Genomic DNA, 19,531 nt, shown 5'->3' on the forward strand with positions numbered 1-19,531 from the left:
GCCGGCGGGAACGTGACAGTCGTCGAAGAAATCATGCAAGCGTGCTTGATTGTTTTGCGGGCCCCTGCCAGGCTTCCCCCACGCCGAGAAGGGGAGCGCACCGTGCCCGATCCGTCCGCCGTCGCCGTCTTCGCCGATCTCCGAGAGGAGAGTCGGGACCTCGATTCCCTGGTCGGGGAGCTGTCCGAGCCCGGTTGGGCGAAGGCCACCCCCGCGAGCGGCTGGAGCGTCGCCCACCAGATCGCCCACCTGTACTGGACCGACCGCGCCGCACTGCTGTCCCTCACCGACCCGGCCGGCTTCGCGCGGATGGTCGAGGAGGCCCTCGCCGCCCCCGACTCCTTCGTGGACGAGGGCGCCGCCGAAGGGGCCGCGCTGGCGCCCGCCGAACTGCTCGCCCGCTGGCGCACCACCCGTACCGCCCTCGACGAGGCGCTCGCGCTCGCCTCGCCCGACACCCGCTTCCCCTGGTACGGGCCGCCCATGAAGGCCGCATCCATGGCCAGCGCCCGCCTGATGGAGACCTGGGCCCACGGGCAGGACGTCGCCGACGCCCTCGGCGTCCGCCGCGCCCCCACCGCCCGACTGCGGCACGTCGCGCGGATCGGGATCCGGGCGCGGGACTACGCGTACGCGGTCCGGGGCCTGCCGGCGCCCGAGGGGGAGTTCCGGGTGGAACTCACCGCCCCCGACGGGGCCGAGCCCTGGACGTACGGGCCCGCCGACGCACCCCAGCGGATCACCGGATCCGCGCTCGACTTCTGCCTGTTGGTGACCCAGCGGGTGCACCGCGCGGACACCGACCTGACGGCGACCGGCCCGGACGCCGACCGTTGGCTGGACATCGCCCAGGCCTTCGCGGGCCCCGCGGGCCCCGGCCGCGCGCCGGAGGGCTCCCGATGACCCGGCGCCCGCTGCGGATCGGCAACGCCTCGGGCTTCTACGGGGACCGGTTCGGCGCCGTGCGCGAGATGCTCACCGGCGGCCCGCTCGACGTGCTGACCGGCGACTACCTGGCCGAACTCACCATGCTGATCCTCGGCCGCGACCGCCTGAAGAACCCCGACCTCGGCTACGCCAAGACCTTCCTGCGCCAGCTGGAGGAGAACCTCGCCCTCGCCCACGAGCGGGGCGTACGGATCGTCGCGAACGCCGGCGGCCTGAACCCGGCGGGACTCGCTGACGCGCTGCGGGAGTTGGCGGCCAAGCTGGGCGTGCCCGTCTCGGTGGCGCACGTCGAGGGCGACGACCTGATGCCCTTCTCGGAGGGTGCGCTGACGGCCAACGCCTACCTGGGCGGCGCCGGGATCACCGCCTGCCTGCGGGCGGGCGCGGACGTGGTGGTCACGGGCCGGGTCACCGACGCGGCGCTGGTCAGCGGGTCGGCGGCCTGGTGGTTCGACTGGGCACCGGACGCGTACGACCGGTTGGCGGGGGCGGTCGTCGCCGGCCACGTCCTGGAGTGCGGAACCCAGGCCACCGGCGGCAATTACGCCTTCTTCACCCGGCACGACGTCCGCACCCCCGGCTTCCCGCTCGCGGAGATCGCCGAGGACGGTTCCTCGGTCGTCACCAAGCACCCGGGCACGGGCGGGGCGATCACCGTCGGCACCGTCACCGCCCAACTCCTCTACGAGACACAGGGCGTCCGCTACCTCGGGCCGGACGTGACGGCCCGCCTCGACGCCGTCCGCCTCGCCCCGGCTGGCCCGGACCGGGTCGCGATCTCCGGCGTCCTCGGCGAGGCCCCGCCCGACACCCTCAAGGTGGGCGTGACCCGGATCGGGGGCTGGCGCAACGAGGTGGTCTTCGTCCTGACCGGCCTCGACGTCGACGCCAAGGCCGACCTCGTCAAGACGCAACTCGCGGACGCCCTCTCGGGAGTGGCCACCGTGACGTGGACCCTGGCCCGCACGGACCACCCCGACCCGGACACGGAGGAGACCGCGAGCGCCCTGCTCCGCCTGGTCGTCCGCGACCCGTCCCCGGACCGGGTCGGCAGGGGCCTGACCGCCGCCGCGATCGAACTCGCCCTGGGCAGTTACCCGGGCTTCCACGTGACGGCCCCTCCGGGCCCGGCCCAGCCGTACGGGGTCTTCACCTCGTCCCTGGTCCCGGCCGCGACGGTCCCCCACGTGGCCGTCCTCCCCGACACCACCCGCCACCCGATCCCACCCATCTCAGCCCCGCCCGTCCCGACGCCGCCCATCTCAGCCCCGCCCGTCCCGGCCCCGCCGGCGTTCGAGGCGCGGGGGTCCGGGGGCGGAGCCCCCGAAGGGGCCCGGGGCGCGACCCCGGCTCCGGGCACGGGCCCCGCGGTGGCCACCACCCGCGCCCCGCTCGGCGCCCTGTTCGGCGCCCGCAGCGGCGACAAGGGCGGCGACGCCAACATCGGCGTCTGGGCCGAGAGCGACGCCGCCTGGCAGTGGCTCCGCGAGACCCTCACGGTCGACGCCCTCACCACCCTGCTCCCCGAGACCGAAGGTCTCCCCGTCGCCCGTCACGAACTCCCGCACCTGAGGGCCCTCAACTTCACCGTCACCGGCATCCTCGGCGCCGGCGTCGCCTCGGGCCACCGCTTCGACCCGCAGGCCAAGGCCCTCGGCGAATGGCTGCGCGCCCGCCACCTCGACATCCCGACGCACCTCCTGTCGTCCGACCCCGCCCCGGAGGGGACCCGCCCATGACCCGCCTCGGCACCACCGTGGATCCGCACGCTCCCGAGCACACGGCCGCCCGTACCGCCGCCCTCGCCCGCCTCGCCGAACTCGACGCCGAGCACCACAAGGCCCTGCTCGGCGGCGGCGAGAAGTACACGGACCGGCACCGGACGCGCGGCAAACTGCCCGCCCGGGAGCGCATCGAGCTGCTCCTCGATCCGGACACCCCGTTCCTGGAACTGTCCCCGCTCGCCGCCTGGGGCAGCGACTATCCGGTCGGCGCCTCGATGATCACCGGTATCGGGACCGTCGAGGGCGTCGAGTGCCTGGTCACCGCCAACGACCCGACCGTGCGCGGCGGTGCCAGCAATCCCTGGACGCTCCGCAAGGCGCTGCGGGCCAACGAGATCGCCCGGCAGAACCGGTTGCCCTGCATCAGCCTCGTCGAGTCCGGTGGCGCCGATCTCCCGTCCCAGAAGGAGATCTTCATCCCGGGCGGGGCGATCTTCCGCGACATCACCCGGCTCTCGGCCGAGGGCATCCCCACCGTCGCCGTCGTCTTCGGCAACTCCACCGCCGGAGGCGCGTACGTCCCCGGGATGTCCGACCACACCATCATGATCAAGGACCGGTCGAAGGTGTTCCTCGGCGGTCCGCCGCTGGTCAAGATGGCCACCGGCGAGGAGAGCGACGACGAGTCCCTCGGCGGGGCCGACATGCACGCCCGGACCTCGGGCCTCGCCGACCACTACGCCCTCGACGAGTACGACGCGATCCGCCAGGCCCGCCGGGTCGTGGCCCGCCTCAACCACCGCAAGGCCCGGGGCGAGCCGCCGCGCGCCGAGGAACCCGTCCACGACCCCGAGGAGCTCCTCGGCATCGTCCCGGCCGACCTGAAGACGCCCTTCGACCCCCGCGAGGTCATCGCCCGCATCGTCGACGGCTCCGACTTCGACGAGTTCAAGCCCCTGTACGGCACCAGCCTGGTCACCGGCTGGGCGGCCCTGCACGGGTACCCGATCGGCATCCTCGCCAACGCCCAGGGCGTCCTGTTCAGCGCCGAGTCCCAGAAGGCCACCCAGTTCATCCAGCTCGCCAACCAGCGCGACATCCCGCTGCTGTTCCTCCACAACACCACCGGCTACATGGTCGGCAAGGAGTACGAGCAGGGCGGCATCGTCAAACACGGCTCGATGATGATCAACGCGGTCTCCAACTCCCGCGTCCCGCACCTGTCCGTCCTCGTCGGCGCCAGCTACGGCGCCGGCCACTACGGGATGTGCGGTCGCGCCTTCGAGCCGCGGTTCCTCTTCGCCTGGCCGAGCGCCAAGTCCGCCGTCATGGGCCCCCAGCAGCTCGCCGGGGTGCTGTCGATCGTCTCCCGCCAGTCGGCCGCCGCCAAGGGGCAGCCCTACGACGAGGAGGCCGACGCGGGCATGCGCGCCTTCGTCGAGGCGCAGATCGAGTCCGAGTCCCTGCCGATGTTCCTGTCCGGTCGGCTGTACGACGACGGCGTCATCGACCCGCGCGACACCCGTACCGTCCTCGGCCTGTGCCTGTCGGCCGTCCACAACGCCCCCGTCGAGGGCGCCCGTGGCGGCTTCGGCGTCTTCCGGATGTGAGCCCGCAGATGACCATCACCTCCCTGCTCGTCGCCAACCGGGGCGAGATCGCCGTACGGATCTTCCGCACCGCTCGCGCCCTGGGCCTGGCCACCGTCGCCGTGCACTCCGACCCCGACGCGGACGCCCTGCACGTCCGGTCCGCCGACGCGGCGGTCCGGCTGCCGGGCGCGGCCCCCGCCGACACCTACCTGCGCGGCGATCTGGTCGTCAAGGCCGCTCTCGCGGCGGGCGCCGACGCCGTCCACCCCGGCTACGGATTCCTCTCCGAGAACGCCGACTTCGCCCGCGAGGTACGGGCCGCCGGGCTGACCTGGATCGGCCCGCCGCCCGAGGCCATCGAGGCCATGGCCTCCAAGACCCGGGCCAAGGACCTCATGCGGGCCGCCGGGGTGCCGCTCCTCGAACCCGTCGACCCGGCGCAGGCCGGCCCCGCCGACCTGCCCCTGCTGTTGAAGGCCGCGGCGGGCGGCGGCGGCCGCGGGATGCGCGTCGTACGGGACCTCGACCTGCTCAAGGAGGAGCTGGAGGGCGCCCGCGCCGAGGCCCGGTCGGCCTTCGGGGACGGCGAGGTGTTCGCCGAGCCCTACGTGGAGCGCGGCCGGCACGTCGAGGTGCAGATCCTCGCGGACGCCCACGGCACCGTCTGGGCCCTCGGCACCCGTGACTGCTCCTTGCAACGCCGCCACCAGAAGGTCATCGAGGAGGCCCCGGCCCCGGGGCTCCCGGCGCCGCTGCGCGAGAGCCTGCACCAGGCCGCCGTGGCCGCCGCCCGGGCCGTGTCCTACCAGGGCGCGGGCACGGTCGAGTTCCTCGTCACCGCCGACGGCCGCCCGTACTTCCTGGAGATGAACACCCGCCTCCAGGTGGAACACCCCGTCACCGAGGCCGTCTTCGACCTCGACCTGGTGGCCCTGCAACTGCGCGTCGCCGAGGGCGCGGCCCTGCCGACGGAACCCCCGGAGGCGGTCGGTCACGCCGTCGAGGCCCGGCTGTACGCCGAGGACCCGGGCCGGGACTGGCGCCCGCAGACCGGCGTCCTGCACACCCTGGCCGTCCCCGGGGCGGTCCGTGTGGACACCGGGTTCACCGACGGGGACACCGTCGGCGTGCACTACGACCCGATGCTCGCCAAGGTGATCGCCCACGCCCCGACCCGCGCCGAGGCCGTACGCATACTGGCCCACGCCCTGGCCGGCGCCCGGGTCCACGGCCTGACCACCAACCGCGACCTGCTCGTACGGTCCCTGCGCCACCCCGAGTTCACCGCCGCCCGGCTCGACACCGGCTTCTACGGGCGCCACCTCGACGCCCTCACCGCCGAGAACCCCGACGACGCCGCCCCGGCCCTGGCCGCGCTCGCCGCCGCCCTCGCCGACGCGGCGCCCGCGGCCGGGGCCCCGCTCGCCGCCCGCGTCGGCGCCTGGCGCAACGTCGTCTCCCAACCGCAGACCCGCCGCTACGAGATCGCCGGCGCCCCGTACGAGGTCGGCTACCACCCGGCCCGCAGCGGCCCCCCGGTCCCCGTGGGCCACCCCGGCGTCCGCGTCCTGGCCGCCGCGCCCGAGCTGGTCACCCTCGAAGTCGACGGGGTCCGAAGGGTGTTCCACGTGAAACACAAATCGAACAAGGGGGGTGTGGGGGCCGCAGAGATCTGGGTGGACTCCCCGCTCGGCGCCCACACCCTCACCCGCCTGCCCCGGTTCTCCGACCCCCGGGACCGCACCGAACCGGGCTCCCTGCTCGCCCCCATGCCCGGCACCGTCGTCCGCGTCGCCGAGGGCCTGGTCCCCGGCTCGGCGGTCACCGCCGGACAGCCCCTGCTCTGGCTGGAGGCGATGAAGATGGAACACCGCATCGTCGCGCCCGCCTCCGGCACGCTCACCGCGCTCCACGCCGCCACCGGCCAACAGGTCGAGTTCGGCGCCCTGCTCGCCGTAGTCCAGGAGGAAACGCCCGCATGAGCACCGTCGTAGAGACCGAAGAACACCAGGCCCTGCGCTCCGCCGTCGCAGCCCTCGGCAAGCGGTACGGCCGCGAGTACCTCGCCCGGGTCGCCCGTGAGGGCGGCCACCCCGACGAACTGTGGGCCGACGCCGCGAAGCTCGGCTACCTCGGCGTCAACCTCCCCGAGGAGTACGGCGGCGGGGGCGGCGGCATCGCCGAACTCTCCATCGTCCTGGAGGAACTGGGCGCCGCCGGCTGTCCGCTGCTGATGATGGTCGTCTCACCGGCCATCTGCGGCACGGTGATCTCCCGCTTCGGCACCGAGGCCCAGAAACGGACCTGGCTCCCCGGCCTCGCCGACGGCACCCGCACCATGGCCTTCGGCATCACCGAACCCGACGCCGGCTCCAACTCCCACCGCATCACCACCACCGCCCGCCGCGACGGCGACGACTGGGTGCTGAACGGCCGCAAGGTGTTCATCTCCGGCGTGGACATCGCCGACGCCACGCTCATCGTGAGCCGCACCGAGGACGCGCGGACCGGCAGCCTCAAGCCCTGCCTGTTCATCGTCCCGCGCGAGACCCCCGGCTTCTCCCGCTCCCTCATCGACATGGAACTCCAGGCCGCCGAGAAGCAGTGGGAGCTGGTCCTGGACGAGGTGCGGCTGCCCGCCGACGCCCTGGTCGGCGACGAGGACGCCGGGCTCCTCCAACTGTTCGCCGGACTCAACCCCGAACGGATCATGACCGCCGCCTTCGCGATCGGCATGGGCCGGTACGCCCTCGCCAAGGCCGTGGACTACGCCAAGACCCGCCGGGTGTGGAAGGAGCCCATCGGGGCCCACCAGGCCATCGCCCACCCGCTGGCCCAGTCCCACATCGAACTGGAACTGGCCCGCCTGATGACGCGGAAGGCCGCCGCGCTCTACGACGCCGGCGACGACATGGGCGCGGGAGAGGCCGCCAACATGGCCAAGTACGCTGCCGCCGAGGCCTGCGTACGGGCGGTGGACCAGTCCGTGCACACCCTGGGCGGCAACGGCCTCACCCGGGAGTACGGCCTGGCCTCGCTGATCACCGCCTCCCGCGTCGCCCGCATAGCCCCCGTCAGCCGGGAGATGATCCTCAACTTCGTCTCCCACCAGACCCTCGGCCTGCCCAAGTCGTACTAGCACCGCACCGGGCGCCGCCCCCACGGGAGGGCGGCGCCACGACCGGCACGAGCCCCACCGGAGGAACGGCATGACCCCCCTCGTCGGCGCAGCCCACGACCGTGGCATCACCACGCTCACGCTCGACTCCCCGGCCAACCGCAACGCGCTCTCCGCGGACCTCGTCGCCGCTCTGCGCGCGGCCCTCGCCGAGGCGGGCGCCGACCCCGCGACCCGGGCCGTCGTCCTCACCCACACCGGCACCACCTTCTGCGCCGGCGCCGACCTGAAGTCCCCGTGCGACCCGGCGGACTTCGTGGCCCTGCTCACCGAGCTGACCGAGCTGCCCAAGCCGGTCGTCGCCCGCGTCACCGGACACGTCCGGGCGGGCGGTCTCGGCCTGCTCGGTGCCTGCGACATCGCGGCGGCCGGACCGGGCTCCACGTACGCCTTCACCGAGACGCACCTCGGCGTGGTCCCGGCCGTCATCTCGGCGCCGCTGCTGCCGCGCCTGGACCCCCGGGCCGCCTCCCGGTACTTCCTGACCGCCGAGGCGTTCGACGCGGCGGAAGCCGCCCGGATCGGCCTGCTGAGCCTGCACGGCGCGGCCGGCGAGGACGTCGACGAGCTGCTCGCCCCCGTCCTCGCGGGACTGCGCAAGGCCGGCCCGGAGGCCCTCGCCGCGACCAAGGAACTGGTCACCGCCCCGGTCCGGGCCGCCCTGGCCCGGGACGGGGCGGCGCTCACCGAGCTGTCCGCCCGCCACTTCGGCTCCGCCGAGGCACGCGAGGGCATCGGAGCCCGCTTCGAGCGCCGGGACCCCTCGTGGGCACTGTGACCGGACCCAAGCAGGCCCGCAGCCGGGTGACCCGCCGCCACCTCCTGGAGGCCGCCGTCTCCTGCCTGGCCGAGCACGGCTGGGCGGGTTCCACCGTCGCGGTCGTCGCCGAGCGCGCCGGCGTCTCGCGGGGCGCGGCCCAGCACCACTTCCCGACCCGCGAGGACCTGTTCACGGCCGCCGTCGAGTACGTGGCCGAGGAACGATCCACCGCCGTGCGGACCCTCTTCCAGGCCGGACCGGCGGCCCGGCCCGTGGTGGTCGAGGCGCTGGTGGACATGTACACCGGGACGCTCTTCCGGGCCGCGCTCCAACTGTGGGTCGCCGCCTCCAACGAGGAGCAGTTGCGTCCCCGGGTGACCGAGCTCGAGGCCCGGGTCGGCCGCGAGACCCACCGCATCGCCGTCGAGCTGCTGGGCGCGGACGAGTCGGTACCGGGCGTCCGGGAGACCGTGCAGGGGCTCCTGGACATGGCGCGCGGCCTCGGGCTGGCGAACGTGCTGACCGACGACACGGCCCGCCGGGCCCGCGTCGTCGCCCAGTGGGCCCGGATCCTGGACTCCGCGCTGACCTGAGGCGGACACGGCGACGGCACCGCACCCCGTCCCGGGTGCGGTGCCGTCGCCCTGTACGTGACCCTGCGGCGTCAGGCCGTCTCGGCCATGTCCGCGTAGCCGGCGATCTCGCGCGGGTTGCGCACGCCGGGACCGGTGTAGCGGGCCGACGGACGCACGAGGCGCCCGGTGCGCTTCTGTTCCAGGATGTGCGCCGACCAGCCGGCCGTGCGGGCGCACGTGAACATCGAGGTGAACATGTGCGCCGGCACCTCCGCGAAGTCCAGCATGATCGCGGCCCAGAACTCCACGTTCGTCGCGAGCACCCGGTCGGGACGGCGCGCGTGCAGCTCCTCCAGCGCGGCCTTCTCCAGGGCGGCGGCCACCTCGTAGCGCGGGGCGTCCAGCTCCTTGGCGGTGCGCCGCAGCACGCGGGCACGCGGGTCCTCGGCACGGTAGACGCGGTGCCCGAAGCCCATCAGGCGCTCGCCCTTGTCGAGGGCCTTCTTCACGTACGCCACGGCGTCGCCGGTGCGCTCGATCTCCTCGATCATGCCGAGGACGCGCGAGGGCGCCCCGCCGTGCAGCGGGCCCGACATGGCGCCGACCGCGCCCGACAGGGCCGCCGCGACGTCGGCGCCGGTGGAGGCGATGACGCGGGCGGTGAAGGTGGAGGCGTTCATGCCGTGCTCGGCGGCCGAGGTCCAGTACGCGTCGACGGCCTTGACGTGCCGCGGGTCCGGCTCGCCCCGCCAGCGGATCATGAACCGTTCGACGACGGACCCGGCCTTGTCGATCTCCTTCTGCGGGACCATCGGCAGGCCCTGCCCGCGGGCGGACTGGGCGACGTACGACAGTGCCATCACGGCCGCGCGGGCCAGGTCGTCGCGGGCGGTGTGCTCGTCGATGTCGAGGAGCGGTTTCAGACCCCACACGGGGGCGAGCATGGCGAGCGCGGACTGCACGTCGACACGGATGTCACCGGAGTGGACCGGGATCGGGAACGGTTCGGCGGCCGGCAGGCCGGGGTTGAAAGCACCGTCGACCAGCAGGCCCCAGACGTTCCCGAAGGAGACGTGGCCGACCAGGTCTTCGATGTCCACCCCCCGGTAGCGGAGCGATCCGCCCTCCTTGTCGGGCTCGGCGATCTCCGTCTCGAACGCGACGACCCCTTCGAGCCCGGGTACGAAGTCGGACATCAGGCGGCTCCTCAGATAGTGCGAACACGCGCGGCTCCCGGCGTGATTCGCGGTCCGGCGCGGTCATCCCCGTTGATGCCCGGCACGGCCGTCGGTCACCCTCACGGGGACCCTCGGACCGGCCCCAAGATTTTGTCCGTTCCGCTTGTCGTTCGGAAGCGTGACATACGGCACACCTCCGCCGGGAGAACGCCCCCCGACGGCCGGCGGGGGAGCCGACGGGGGAGGACTGCGGCAGGATGGCCGGCGTGACCGATCAGGACCTTGACCCCGCCGCCATGCGCAAGCAGTACCGCTCGCAGCTCGTCGACGTGGACGGCCTCGCCGACGACCCGATGGCGCAGTTCTCCCTGTGGTTCCAGGAGGCCGCCGACGCGAACCTCTTCGAACCCAACGCGATGGTCGTCTCCACGGCGACCCCCGACGGGCGGCCCAGCTCCCGCACGGTGCTGCTGAAGCAGTTCGACGAGCGGGGCTTCGTCTTCTTCACCAACCACGGCTCCCGCAAGGGCCGCGAGCTCGACGCGAACCCGTACGCCTCGCTGCTGTTCCCCTGGCACCCGATCGCCCGCCAGGTGATCGTGACCGGCACGGCCGCGCGCATCGGCCGGGACGAGACGGCCGCGTACTTCCGTTCCCGCCCGCACGGCTCCCAGCTGGGCGCCTGGGCGAGCGAGCAGTCCCGCGTCATCGGCTCCCGCGCCGAGCTGGACCGGCGGTACGCGGAGCTGGCGGAGCGCTATCCGGAGGGGGAGCAGGTTCCGGTGCCGCCGGAGTGGGGCGGCCTGCGGGTGGTCCCGGACGCGGTGGAGTTCTGGCAGGGCCATGAGAACCGGCTGCACGACCGGCTGCGCTACGTCCGTGAGGGCGGGAAGTGGCGGGTCGAGCGACTCTGCCCGTGAGCCGCCGGGCGGCCGAAGGGGGCGAGGGGGGCGAGGGGGGCGAGGGGCGAGAACGCAGGCGACCCGCGGGCTCTGGTTCCTCTCCTGCAGTGAGAGGAGCCGGCCGGACGTACCGGCGAGCCCGCGGGTCGGGTGACTGCTTGGGATTGGCGCCTGGCGTTCCCGCCGGGCACCGCACTGGGTGCGTGCGACGACGGGCGCTTTAGCCCGCAGCCACCTCACGCGTCCGGTTTCCGTACATTTCGGGAACCACCTCCCTTCTCGTGTACCGCAGAGCCTACGACCCCTCCCCGGGTCCCTCAACTTATTAATTCGGGCCACACAACTCCCCTTACCGAGCCCTGAGTTGCTCCCTACACTGGCGTCCCGCGCGGGGAAACGGGGAGGGTGTCATGAGCACACGGCTGCCGCGGGAGTACCGGGTCCGCTCGGAGCAGATGGCCGGCGTGTACGTCGCCGTCGGCATCGGCACACCGGGCGTGCTGCTGACCGTGCTGAACATGGAGAACACCCCGGGGTGGGTGAAGTCCCTGGTCGTGGCCCTGGTGCTGGCCTTCTTCGGCTGGCTGGTCGTGGCCGCGAAACGCTGTTCCACCTCCGCAGACCTCAAGGGGATCCGGGTCCGCCGCTTCACCGGGACCCGCAGGCTGGCCTGGGAGGAGGTCCAGGACATCCGCGCCGCCCCGAACCCGAGCGCGCACACCGCGAAGAACCAGCCGACGGTCATCTCGTACGCCTACGACGACGCGGGCCGCCGCGTCCAGCTGATGTACGTCGACGACAACCACGTCGACGTCGCCCGCGAGGTCGGCGCCCTGCGCGCCGCCTGGGAGGAGCTGCGCGGTCCGGACTGGGCGCAGGACCCGGAGGCGGTGCGCCGCATCGCGCGGCACGACGTCCGCGACCGGCGCGTACGGAAGACCTACCTCTGGATCGTCATGATCATCGTGGTGGTCTTCGTGGTCGCGATGGTGTCGTTGTTCGCCGGCTGAGCGGCCTGCCCCTCGGGGACATACCGGGATGATTCCGGGAAGCGGGTGTGGGCTGTGTCACGTTCCAGTTGAATGATCCGACGTGCCGCACACGCGAACACCTGCAGGGGGTGCCAGGTGAGTGCTTCCGGACGTAACGAGACCACCGACGATCTGCTCGCAGCGCTGCTGGACGGGATGGACGCCGCGCTGTGCGCGTTCGACTCCGACGGCGTGATCACCCACTGGAACCGCGAGGCCGAGCGCATCCTCGGCTGGTCCGCCGCCGAGGCGGTGGGCCGGCGCGGGTTCGCGGGCTGGGCGGTGCGCGCCGCCGACGCGCACGACGTGGAGGACCGGATCATGTCCGCCCAGGACGCGCCGGGACGGCAGGTGAACGAGTTCGCGCTGCTGACCAAGGACGGCGGCCGGGTCCTCGTCCGCACCCAGTCCGCCGGCGTCCCGGGCGCGGACGGCAAACCCGCCGGCGTCTACTGCGCGTTCAGCGAGGTCCACGCGCAGATCGACCTGGAGCGTTCCATCGCCCTCAGCGAGGCCCTGATGGAGGACGCCTCCTGGGGCGTCGTCCTGGTGGACGTGGACCTGCGCCCGGCCGTGGTGAACACCCACGCCGCCCGCGCGTTCGGCTCCGGTCGCACCGCGCTCCTCGGCCGGCCGCTCGGCGAACTGCTGACCCAGGGCGTCGAGGAACTGGAGGGCGCCCTCCAGCACGTGCTGGCGGAGGGCGCGCCGCCGTCGCCCGTCGAGCTGTGGGTGTCCGTCCGCACCCCCGAGGGGGTGCGCCGGCGCTGCTGGCGCTGCGGGTTCCTGCGGCTGGCCTCGCCCCTCGCGGAGGAGCCCGTGCCGCTCGGCGTGGGCTGGCTGTTCCAGGACGTCACCGAGGCCCGCAGGGCCGCGCTCGACACCGGACAGTCGCGGTTCCGGGCCAACCAGCTGTACCGGGCCGGCCGGGCCGCCGCCGAATGCGAGGACCCCGCCGAGGCGGCCGCCGTACGCCTGGACTTCGCCCTCGCCGGCTTCGCGGAACACGCCCTGGTCGACGTGCTCGAAGAGACGGGCGCGGACCCCGGGCGCCGCCGCAGACTCGTCCGGGCGGCGGCGTCGGCGTCCGGCCAGACCCTGCTGCTGCCGGGGCCCGGCGCGATCCCCCTGCGGTACGCGCCCATGCACCCGGCGCTCCAGGCCCTGGACCGGATCGGCCCGGTACGCACCAGCGCCCCCGGCGGCGAACCGACCGACGGCTGGGCCAAGGCGCGCCACTGGCCCGAGGACGCGGCGCACGCGCTGTGCACCGTGCTGCGCAGCAGGGGCCGCACCCTGGGCGCGCTGACCTTCCTGCGCGGGACCTCGCGGGCCGCCTTCGAGCGGGCCGACGCCCTGTACGCGGAGGAGGTCGCCGCCCGGGTGGCCGCGGACCTCGACCTGGCGGGCCGGACCCGCGACCGGCACTGAGGGCCCCCGACGCCGGGAGCGTCGCGCCCTGCGTGGCGGGCCGCACCGGGCGGACCGCCCGCCTACCGTGATCCGGTGCGCCACACCTCCACCGTGCGCGTCCCGGCAGCGGTCGTCGTCCTGTGCGCCACCGCCCTGTCCTGCACCTCGCCGCCCCCGGCGCCGCGCTTCCAGGCCCCGAACCGGGAACTCGGCGCGCGCGTCACGGCCGTCCCGGCGGGCTCGCTCGGCGTCACCCACCGGGCGGGTTGCCCCGTACCGGCCGACCGGCTGCGGCTGATCCGGATGAACCACTGGGGCTTCGACGGCAAGGTCCACCAGGGCGAGATGGTCGTCCACGAGCGGGCCGTCCGCCCGCTGCTGCACGTCTTCGGCAAGGCCTTCGAGGCCGGGTTCCCGATCCGGCGGATGCGGGTGACGGCCGCGTACGGCGGCGACGACGACGCGTCGATGGCCGCCGACAACACCTCCGCCTTCAACTGTCGCCGGGTCACCGGCGACCCGGGCCGGCTCTCCCGGCACTCCTACGGCGACGCCGTCGACATCAACCCCGTCGAGAATCCGTACCGGCGGCTAGTGCCGTCCCGGGACCCGGGCGACACGGCCCGCACGCTACGCGTCGTCGTCGCGGCCGTCGTCGTCGCGCAGCCTGCGCCAGATGCGGGTGCGGTGCAGCGCGTACAGCGCGAGGATCAGGAAGGCCACCTGGAGCCCCACGGCGAGCAGCCAGAAGACGGCCCCGCTCTCGATCTCGTCCGTCAGGTAGGCGAAGTTCATGCCGAAGAACCCCGTCAGGAAGGTCAACGGCAGGAAGATCGTCGACACGATCGCCAGTCGGTTGATCACGCCGTTCTGGTCGCCCGACACCAGCGAGGAGTAGCTGCCGAAGGCCCGTCGGGCGGCCTCCTGGAGGGACTCGATGTCGGTGAGCACCAGCCGCGCGGTGCGCTGGTACTCGCGGACGAGCCGCTGGCGCGTCTCCGGGAAGGCGTCGTTCAGCATCCGGCGCGTGACGGTCTCCTCCGCCACCCGGTGGTAGGGGAGGAGCGTGTGGTGCAGGAGGGCCGCGGTGCGGCGCAGCCGGGCCAGACGGTAGAGCTGCTCGGGTTCCCGCTGGTGGAACATGTCGTTCTCCAGGTCCTCCACCTCCAGCAGGGCCTGGACCGCGGCCCGGCGGTAGCTCTCCAGGGCGGCGTCCAGCAGCAGGAACAGCATGGCCACGGCGTCGGTCGGCTTCTCGTGCGGGAAGCGGGCCGCGAGGTCGCGCACCAGCCCGGTCGGCCCCCGGTGCGCCGTGAGGAGGTACCGCTCGGTCACCACGGCGTGGAGATGGATGATCCGACCCGCCTCGACCGAGGGCACGACGAACGCGGCGCTGTCCCCGAGGAACTCGGCCCGGGCGAACTCACCTTCCCTGCCGAGCCACGTCAGGTCCTCCTCCTCCAGACCGAGCAGGCGGGCCAGAGGCTGTTCGTCGGGCGGGGTCTCCTCGGGCAGTTCCACGTCCACGAGCAGGAACCGGGAGGCCGCGAGCCGCTCGCGCGCCTCCGAGACGGGGGCACGCGTCATGACGCCCTCCGGCATGGAGACCATCGATACGATCATCGTCCCTCGCCGTGGGTGGGCCGGTGCGGTCCTTCCCAGACTCCACCCGGCGTGACCCCGCGCAACCGCGGTGACGCATTCGCCCGGCAACGCCTCCCCGAACAGGTGACGTCGTGGAACGGGTGACGGCGTGACCCGGGGCGCGCCGCTCCCTCAGTGCCGGAAGCCGCGCCCTCAGTGCCGGAAGAAGATCCGGTCGCCGTACTCCTGCATGACGCGGCCGTTCCACTCGTGCCCGCCGTCCACGTTGCCCGAGCGCAGCAGCGGGGGCTCGACGCCGCGCGCGGCCAGCTCGCCGGCGGCGGCCGCCATCACGGCCTGCATGATCGCGCTGGTCACGACGGTGGAGGCGGGGGCGAAGGGCGCGTCGATGCCGTCGATGCTCAGTTCGGCGTCCCCGACCGCGATCTTGCTGTCCAGGACGATGTCGCAGTGGTCCTTGAGGAAGGTGCCCGATACGTGCCGCGACCTGGTCTCGGTCGCGTACGCCACCGAGGTCACCCCGATGACCTTCAGCCCGATGGCGCGGGCGTTCATGGCCATTTCCACCGGCAGGGCGTTGCGCCCGGAGAGGGAGATGATCACGAGGACGTCGCCGTCGGAGGCCGGGCTGCTGTCGAGGACCGCGCCGGCAAGGCCGTCCACGCGTTCCAGGGCGCTGCCGAGAGTGGCGGGCATGACGTCGATGCCGGCGGTGCCGGGGACGGCGAGGAAGTTCATCAGGGCGAGCCCGCCGGCCCGGTAGACCACGTCCTGGGCGGGCAGCGAGGAGTGCCCGGCCCCGAAGGCGAAGAGCCGCTTCCCGGAGGCGACGGCGTCGGCGATGATCACGCCGGCCTCGGCGATCCGTGCCGCCTCCTCGTCGCGCACCCGCTCCAGCAGGCCGATGGCCGCGTCGAAGAACTGCCCGGCCAACTTGCTCTCGCTCATACGCCGAAGGCCCTTCCAGGGGTGAGGTGCGTCCGTGTTCGCCGCTCACCGTGCGGTCTGGACCAAGGGCGTGTCAATACGAACGTCAATCGTGGGACGAAAGGGCCCCGAGTGGGCCGCGGGACCGGGACCCGAGACGTCCGGTACGGGCCTCGACGCTCGGCACGGGACGGTTGTCGGCGCGATGCGTCAGAATTGGGGGCAGGGCCAGCGCACGCAATCCGAGGGGCACGAATGTCCGGACTGATCGATACCACGGAGATGTATCTCCGCACCATCCTCGAACTGGAAGAGGAAGGTGTTGTCCCCATGCGCGCCCGTATCGCCGAGCGGCTCGATCAGAGCGGCCCGACGGTGAGCCAGACGGTCGCGAGGATGGAGCGCGACGGCCTGGTGGCGGTCGCCAGCGACCGGCACCTGGAGCTGACCGAGGAGGGGCGCAGGCTGGCGACGCGCGTGATGCGCAAGCACCGGCTCGCGGAGTGCCTCCTCGTCGACGTCATCGGCCTGGAGTGGGAGCAGGTGCACGCCGAGGCCTGTCGCTGGGAGCACGTGATGAGCGAGGCGGTGGAGCGGCGGGTGCTGGAGCTGCTGCGTCACCCGACCGAGTCGCCGTACGGCAACCCGATCCCGGGGTTGGAGGAGCTGGGCGAGAAGGCCGAGGCCGATCCGTTCCTGGAGGACGGCATGGTCAGCCTCGCCGAGCTGGACCCGGGCGCCGAGGGCAAGACGGTGGTCGTGCGCCGGATCGGCGAGCCGATCCAGACGGACGCCCAGCTGATGTACACGCTGCGGCGCGCCGGCGTGCAGCCCGGCTCCGTGGTCAGCGTGACGGAGTCCCCGGGCGGGGTGCTGGTCGGCAGCGGCGGAGAGGCGGCGGAACTCGACTCCGAGGTCGCCTCGCACGTCTTCGTGGCGAAGCGCTGACCTTTGGCGCGGACCCTTGGCGGGTCCTCCGAACGGGCGTAGTACTGGTCGGTACGAGGTAGGACAGAGCCAAGGGCGTGACCACGGCCGTGCTCTGGCCGCCTCGGACGCGACGAGACTGTGACGACACGAGACCGTGACGACACGAGACGGTGACGACACGAGACTGTGACGACCTTGGATGTGGGCGGTCCCGGCGCCTTGCGGCGCCGGGACCGATCCTCCCCTTGCTGACCTGGAGCCCCGAGCTCTCAAGGTCATCCCCTTCGGACCGTCTTCCCCAAGCGGCCCGCCTCCCTGTTGAAAGGATCTCCATCGGCAGTGGCGGCCAATCCTTGAGCAAGGTCACTCGAAAGAGCGGTGTTGTCGGCGAGAGACCCGTTCTCGAATACGGGTTCGATACTCTGGCCGGGAGCGAAGGGGGTGCATCTGCGGTGGTACAGCGCATCGATGTGACTGGGGCCGACGGCGTACGCCTGGCCGCCTGGGAGTTCCGCGAGCCGGCGGGCGAGCCGGGTACCGCCCCCGAGGTGCCCACCGAGCGGGAGCGGCCCGGGGTCCTGTTACTCCACGGTCTGATGGGCCGTGCCCTGCACTGGGCCGGTACCGCCCGCTGGCTAGCGGAACACCACCGCGTGATCGCCCTCGACCAGCGCGGCCACGGCCAGAGCGCCGGCCCCGCGGCCGATCCCGGCAACCCGACCCCCTTCGGGCGCGAGGCCTTCGTGGCCGACGCCGAGGCCGTCGTCGAGCGCCTCGGCCTCGCCCCCGTGACCCTGATCGGCCACTCCATGGGCGCCCTGACCGCCTGGCAGCTCGCCGCCCGCCGCCCCGACCTGGTGGAGGCCCTGGTCATCTGCGACATGCGGGCCTCGGCCCTGGGGGAGGCCTCGCAGCAGGAATGGGAGGAATGGTTCCGCCGCTGGCCCCTCCCCTTCCCCACCCAGGACGCCGCCCGCCGCTGGTTCGGCGAGGACGACCCCCGGGTGGAACGCCCCGATCCGGGGCGCGGCGCGTTCTTCGCCGAGGTCATGCACCAGGCCCCCGACGGCTGGCGCCCGGTGTTCTCCCGCCGCCAGATGCTGACGGCCCGCGAGACGTGGGTCCACGACGCGCACTGGGAGGAGCTGGCCCAGGTCCGCTGCCCGACCCTGGTCGTCCGGGGTCTGGACGGCGAACTGGGCCGCGCCGAGGCCCAGGAGATGGTCCGGGTCCTCCCGGAGGGCCAGTACGCGGAGATCCCGGACGCCGGCCACTACCTCCACTACGACCAGCCGGACGCGTGGCGGGGAGTCCTGCAGTCGTTCCTGGCGGGGGTCAAGACCTCGTCCTGACCTCCGCGACCAGCGCCGTCCACGCGGCGGCGCTGGTCCGCAGGACCCGGTGGCCGGGATCGCCCGGTTCGCCGGGGTCGCCGCGCTCCGCGACGAGGACCCGGCCGTCGGGGGCGACGGCGACGTAGACGCAGGAGTTGCCCTCGGCGCAGTAGGAGGACCGGTACCAGTCGTGGTGGGTCATGGGGCTTCCTTTCGCAGGTGTCGGGCGATGTCGGCGATCAGGTCTCGTGTGTGATCCGGGGGCAGGGACACCGCTTCGATGCGTTCGAAGAGGAGCCGATACTTGGCGAGTTGGGACTCGGCGTCCAGGAACACCACACCCGTGACTCAGCCGGACTGGCGGGGGTCAAGACCTCGTCCTGACCTCCGCGACCAGCGCCGTCCACGCGGCGGCGCTGGTCCGCAGGACCCGGTGGCCGGGATCGCCCGGTTCGCCGGGGTCGCCGCGCTCCGCGACGAGGACCCGGCCGTCGGGGGCGACGGCGACGTACACGCACGCATTGCCCTCCGCGCAGTAGGAGGACCGCTGCCAGGTGTGATCGGGCATGGCTGTTCCCTTCACAGGTCCCGGGCGGCTGCCACGATCAGATCGCGTGTGCGTTCCGGGGACATCGAGACTGCTTCGAGCCGATCGAGCAAGGTGCGGTACTTGGCCAACTGCGCCTCCGCGTCCAGGAAGACGACGCCGTGCGACTGGTCGAGCTGGACCGAGTCGAGCGCCGGCACCGGCCCGCGAGCGTAGAAGATCGACTGCCCGGAACCCGGGAACGCGCCCGCCGAGAACGGGATGGCCCGAATGCTCACTCCGTCCCGCTCGCTCATGGCCAACAGGTGCTTCAACTGGGCTCCGGCGACGGCCGGTCCACCGACGGTGATGCGCAGCGCCGCCTCGTGAATGATCGCCTGGTACGGAGTGGGGCTGTCCTGGAACAGGATGGCCTGCCGCTTCACCCGGAACGAGACGCGATGCTCGATGTCGGGCGGCGGCAGGGCGGGGACGGCCTGGCGGAAGATCTCGCGGGCGTGCTCGGCGGTCTGCAGCAGTCCCGGGATGTGCACGATGAACGCGTCGCGCAGTCCACGCGCGTGGTGCTCCAACTCGGCCAGGTCCAGCCAGGATGTGGGCAACAGGTCGCGGTGGCCCTCCCACCACCCGCCGCCTCTGCGTTCACCGGTCATGCCGATCAACGCCTCGATGTACGGCCGGTCCTCGCAGCCGTAGAGCCCGGCGAGCGCGTGCACCCGCTCGGGGCTCGCGCCGATGCGGCCGGCCTCCAGGTTGCTGATCTGGGTCTGGCGGATGCCCAGTCGCCTGGCGGCTTCGGTCGCGTTGAGCCCGGCTCTCTCGCGCAGTTTGCGCAGCTCGCTGCCGAACCGGATCTGGCGGGCCGTCACGGCGCTCAACGCGTCTCC

At 73.1% G+C, this 19,531-nt stretch carries 20 protein-coding genes; 12 read left to right on the forward strand and 8 right to left on the reverse strand.

What is annotated here, in order from left to right; translation table 11 throughout:
• Positions 1-102: 102 nt before the first annotated feature.
• The 7 genes from OHA84_RS20605 to OHA84_RS20635 all read left to right on the forward strand — a co-directional run bounded on the left by OHA84_RS20605 (position 103) and on the right by OHA84_RS20635 (position 8,795).
• Positions 103-903, forward strand: coding sequence for a TIGR03084 family metal-binding protein (locus OHA84_RS20605; RefSeq protein ID WP_053681034.1), 801 nt, complete (start codon positions 103-105; stop codon positions 901-903).
• On the forward strand, positions 900-2,687 hold the full coding sequence (locus OHA84_RS20610) for an acyclic terpene utilization AtuA family protein (RefSeq protein ID WP_266970344.1): 1,788 nt from the start codon (positions 900-902) through the stop codon (positions 2,685-2,687). The genes OHA84_RS20605 and OHA84_RS20610 overlap by 4 nt, the downstream gene beginning before the upstream one ends.
• Positions 2,684-4,282: an acyl-CoA carboxylase subunit beta gene (locus OHA84_RS20615; protein ID WP_266970342.1), complete on the forward strand. Its 1,599-nt coding sequence runs from the start codon at positions 2,684-2,686 to the stop codon at positions 4,280-4,282. The genes OHA84_RS20610 and OHA84_RS20615 overlap by 4 nt, the downstream gene beginning before the upstream one ends.
• An 8-nt stretch (positions 4,283-4,290) precedes the next feature.
• A complete protein-coding gene (locus OHA84_RS20620) occupies positions 4,291-6,246 on the forward strand; it encodes a biotin carboxylase N-terminal domain-containing protein (RefSeq protein WP_266970340.1) in 1,956 nt (651 codons plus the stop codon).
• Entirely contained in the window at positions 6,243-7,403 is a 1,161-nt protein-coding gene (locus OHA84_RS20625; protein WP_266970338.1) for an acyl-CoA dehydrogenase family protein, read from the forward strand. Before OHA84_RS20620 ends, OHA84_RS20625 begins: the two co-directional genes overlap by 4 nt.
• Positions 7,404-7,473: 70 nt before the next feature.
• Positions 7,474-8,220 carry an enoyl-CoA hydratase family protein gene (locus OHA84_RS20630; RefSeq protein ID WP_053681024.1) on the forward strand — a complete coding sequence of 249 codons (747 nt, stop codon included), beginning with the start codon at positions 7,474-7,476 and terminating at the stop codon, positions 8,218-8,220.
• On the forward strand, positions 8,208-8,795 hold the full coding sequence (locus OHA84_RS20635; RefSeq protein WP_053681023.1) for a TetR/AcrR family transcriptional regulator: 588 nt from the start codon (positions 8,208-8,210) through the stop codon (positions 8,793-8,795). Before OHA84_RS20630 ends, OHA84_RS20635 begins: the two co-directional genes overlap by 13 nt.
• Positions 8,796-8,866: 71 nt before the next feature.
• Here OHA84_RS20635 and OHA84_RS20640 read toward each other — a convergent pair whose 3' ends face one another.
• On the reverse strand, positions 8,867-9,973 hold the full coding sequence (locus tag OHA84_RS20640; RefSeq protein WP_266970335.1) for a citrate synthase 2: 1,107 nt from the start codon (positions 9,971-9,973) through the stop codon (positions 8,867-8,869).
• Between the two features lie 239 nt (positions 9,974-10,212).
• Between OHA84_RS20640 and pdxH the strand changes: the two genes are divergently transcribed.
• The 3 genes from pdxH to OHA84_RS20655 all read left to right on the forward strand — a co-directional run bounded on the left by pdxH (position 10,213) and on the right by OHA84_RS20655 (position 13,319).
• Entirely contained in the window at positions 10,213-10,875 is a 663-nt protein-coding gene (pdxH, locus tag OHA84_RS20645; protein WP_234350186.1) for a pyridoxamine 5'-phosphate oxidase, read from the forward strand.
• Positions 10,876-11,267: 392 nt separating this feature from the next.
• Positions 11,268-11,867 (forward strand): PH domain-containing protein, encoded by a 600-nt coding sequence (locus OHA84_RS20650; RefSeq protein WP_053681018.1) that lies wholly within the window; start codon positions 11,268-11,270, stop codon positions 11,865-11,867.
• A 117-nt stretch (positions 11,868-11,984) separates the two neighbouring features.
• A complete protein-coding gene (locus OHA84_RS20655) occupies positions 11,985-13,319 on the forward strand; it encodes a PAS domain-containing protein (protein WP_053681016.1) in 1,335 nt (444 codons plus the stop codon).
• Positions 13,320-13,381: 62 nt separating this feature from the next.
• On the opposite strand, the gene OHA84_RS20660 is transcribed toward OHA84_RS20655, so the two are convergent.
• From OHA84_RS20660 to OHA84_RS20670, 3 genes are all read right to left on the reverse strand, one after another.
• Entirely contained in the window at positions 13,382-13,813 is a 432-nt protein-coding gene (locus OHA84_RS20660; protein WP_266970332.1) for a hypothetical protein, read from the reverse strand.
• A gap of 118 nt (positions 13,814-13,931) precedes the next feature.
• Complete coding sequence (locus OHA84_RS20665; RefSeq protein WP_234350184.1) at positions 13,932-14,912, reverse strand: CorA family divalent cation transporter; 981 nt, start codon at positions 14,910-14,912, stop codon at positions 13,932-13,934.
• Between the two features lie 186 nt (positions 14,913-15,098).
• On the reverse strand, positions 15,099-15,854 hold the full coding sequence (locus tag OHA84_RS20670; RefSeq protein ID WP_266949022.1) for an SIS domain-containing protein: 756 nt from the start codon (positions 15,852-15,854) through the stop codon (positions 15,099-15,101).
• Between the two features lie 234 nt (positions 15,855-16,088).
• Between OHA84_RS20670 and OHA84_RS20675 the strand changes: the two genes are divergently transcribed.
• Both OHA84_RS20675 and OHA84_RS20680 read left to right on the forward strand, forming a co-directional pair.
• Complete coding sequence (locus OHA84_RS20675) at positions 16,089-16,781, forward strand: metal-dependent transcriptional regulator (RefSeq protein ID WP_053681012.1); 693 nt, start codon at positions 16,089-16,091, stop codon at positions 16,779-16,781.
• A 434-nt stretch (positions 16,782-17,215) separates the two neighbouring features.
• Positions 17,216-18,115 carry an alpha/beta fold hydrolase gene (locus tag OHA84_RS20680; protein ID WP_053681010.1) on the forward strand — a complete coding sequence of 300 codons (900 nt, stop codon included), beginning with the start codon at positions 17,216-17,218 and terminating at the stop codon, positions 18,113-18,115.
• On the opposite strand, the gene OHA84_RS20685 is transcribed toward OHA84_RS20680, so the two are convergent.
• From OHA84_RS20685 to OHA84_RS20700, 4 genes are read right to left on the reverse strand one after another with little or no spacing between them, the layout of a single operon-like run.
• Positions 18,099-18,299 (reverse strand): DUF397 domain-containing protein, encoded by a 201-nt coding sequence (locus OHA84_RS20685; protein WP_266970329.1) that lies wholly within the window; start codon positions 18,297-18,299, stop codon positions 18,099-18,101. The genes OHA84_RS20680 and OHA84_RS20685 overlap by 17 nt on opposite strands.
• A complete protein-coding gene (locus OHA84_RS20690; protein ID WP_266970327.1) occupies positions 18,296-18,436 on the reverse strand; it encodes a Scr1 family TA system antitoxin-like transcriptional regulator in 141 nt (46 codons plus the stop codon). The genes OHA84_RS20685 and OHA84_RS20690 overlap by 4 nt, the downstream gene beginning before the upstream one ends.
• Positions 18,437-18,464: 28 nt before the next feature.
• The gene (locus OHA84_RS20695; RefSeq protein ID WP_266970326.1) at positions 18,465-18,665 is read right to left on the reverse strand and encodes a DUF397 domain-containing protein; all 201 of its coding nucleotides are present in this window, start codon (positions 18,663-18,665) and stop codon (positions 18,465-18,467) included.
• A gap of 11 nt (positions 18,666-18,676) precedes the next feature.
• Positions 18,677-19,522, reverse strand: a complete 846-nt coding sequence (locus tag OHA84_RS20700; protein ID WP_266970324.1) for a helix-turn-helix transcriptional regulator — start codon at positions 19,520-19,522, stop codon at positions 18,677-18,679.
• Positions 19,523-19,531: the final 9 nt, after the last annotated feature.

This window comes from Streptomyces sp. NBC_00513, assembly GCF_041431415.1.
Classification (GTDB): domain Bacteria; phylum Actinomycetota; class Actinomycetes; order Streptomycetales; family Streptomycetaceae; genus Streptomyces.

Coding starts and splice junctions, on each gene's coding strand:
- OHA84_RS20630 (WP_053681024.1), top strand. CDS start 7,474: ATGACCCCCCTCGTCGGCGCAGCCCACGACCGTGGCATCACCACGCTC.
- OHA84_RS20615 (WP_266970342.1), top strand. CDS start 2,684: ATGACCCGCCTCGGCACCACCGTGGATCCGCACGCTCCCGAGCACACG.
- OHA84_RS20670 (WP_266949022.1), bottom strand. CDS start 15,854: ATGAGCGAGAGCAAGTTGGCCGGGCAGTTCTTCGACGCGGCCATCGGC.
- OHA84_RS20625 (WP_266970338.1), top strand. CDS start 6,243: ATGAGCACCGTCGTAGAGACCGAAGAACACCAGGCCCTGCGCTCCGCC.
- OHA84_RS20675 (WP_053681012.1), top strand. CDS start 16,089: ATGTCCGGACTGATCGATACCACGGAGATGTATCTCCGCACCATCCTC.
- OHA84_RS20650 (WP_053681018.1), top strand. CDS start 11,268: ATGAGCACACGGCTGCCGCGGGAGTACCGGGTCCGCTCGGAGCAGATG.
- pdxH (WP_234350186.1), top strand. CDS start 10,213: ATGGCCGGCGTGACCGATCAGGACCTTGACCCCGCCGCCATGCGCAAG.
- OHA84_RS20665 (WP_234350184.1), bottom strand. CDS start 14,912: ATGGTCTCCATGCCGGAGGGCGTCATGACGCGTGCCCCCGTCTCGGAG.
- OHA84_RS20695 (WP_266970326.1), bottom strand. CDS start 18,665: ATGCCCGATCACACCTGGCAGCGGTCCTCCTACTGCGCGGAGGGCAAT.
- OHA84_RS20640 (WP_266970335.1), bottom strand. CDS start 9,973: ATGTCCGACTTCGTACCCGGGCTCGAAGGGGTCGTCGCGTTCGAGACG.
- OHA84_RS20620 (WP_266970340.1), top strand. CDS start 4,291: ATGACCATCACCTCCCTGCTCGTCGCCAACCGGGGCGAGATCGCCGTA.
- OHA84_RS20610 (WP_266970344.1), top strand. CDS start 900: ATGACCCGGCGCCCGCTGCGGATCGGCAACGCCTCGGGCTTCTACGGG.
- OHA84_RS20685 (WP_266970329.1), bottom strand. CDS start 18,299: ATGACCCACCACGACTGGTACCGGTCCTCCTACTGCGCCGAGGGCAAC.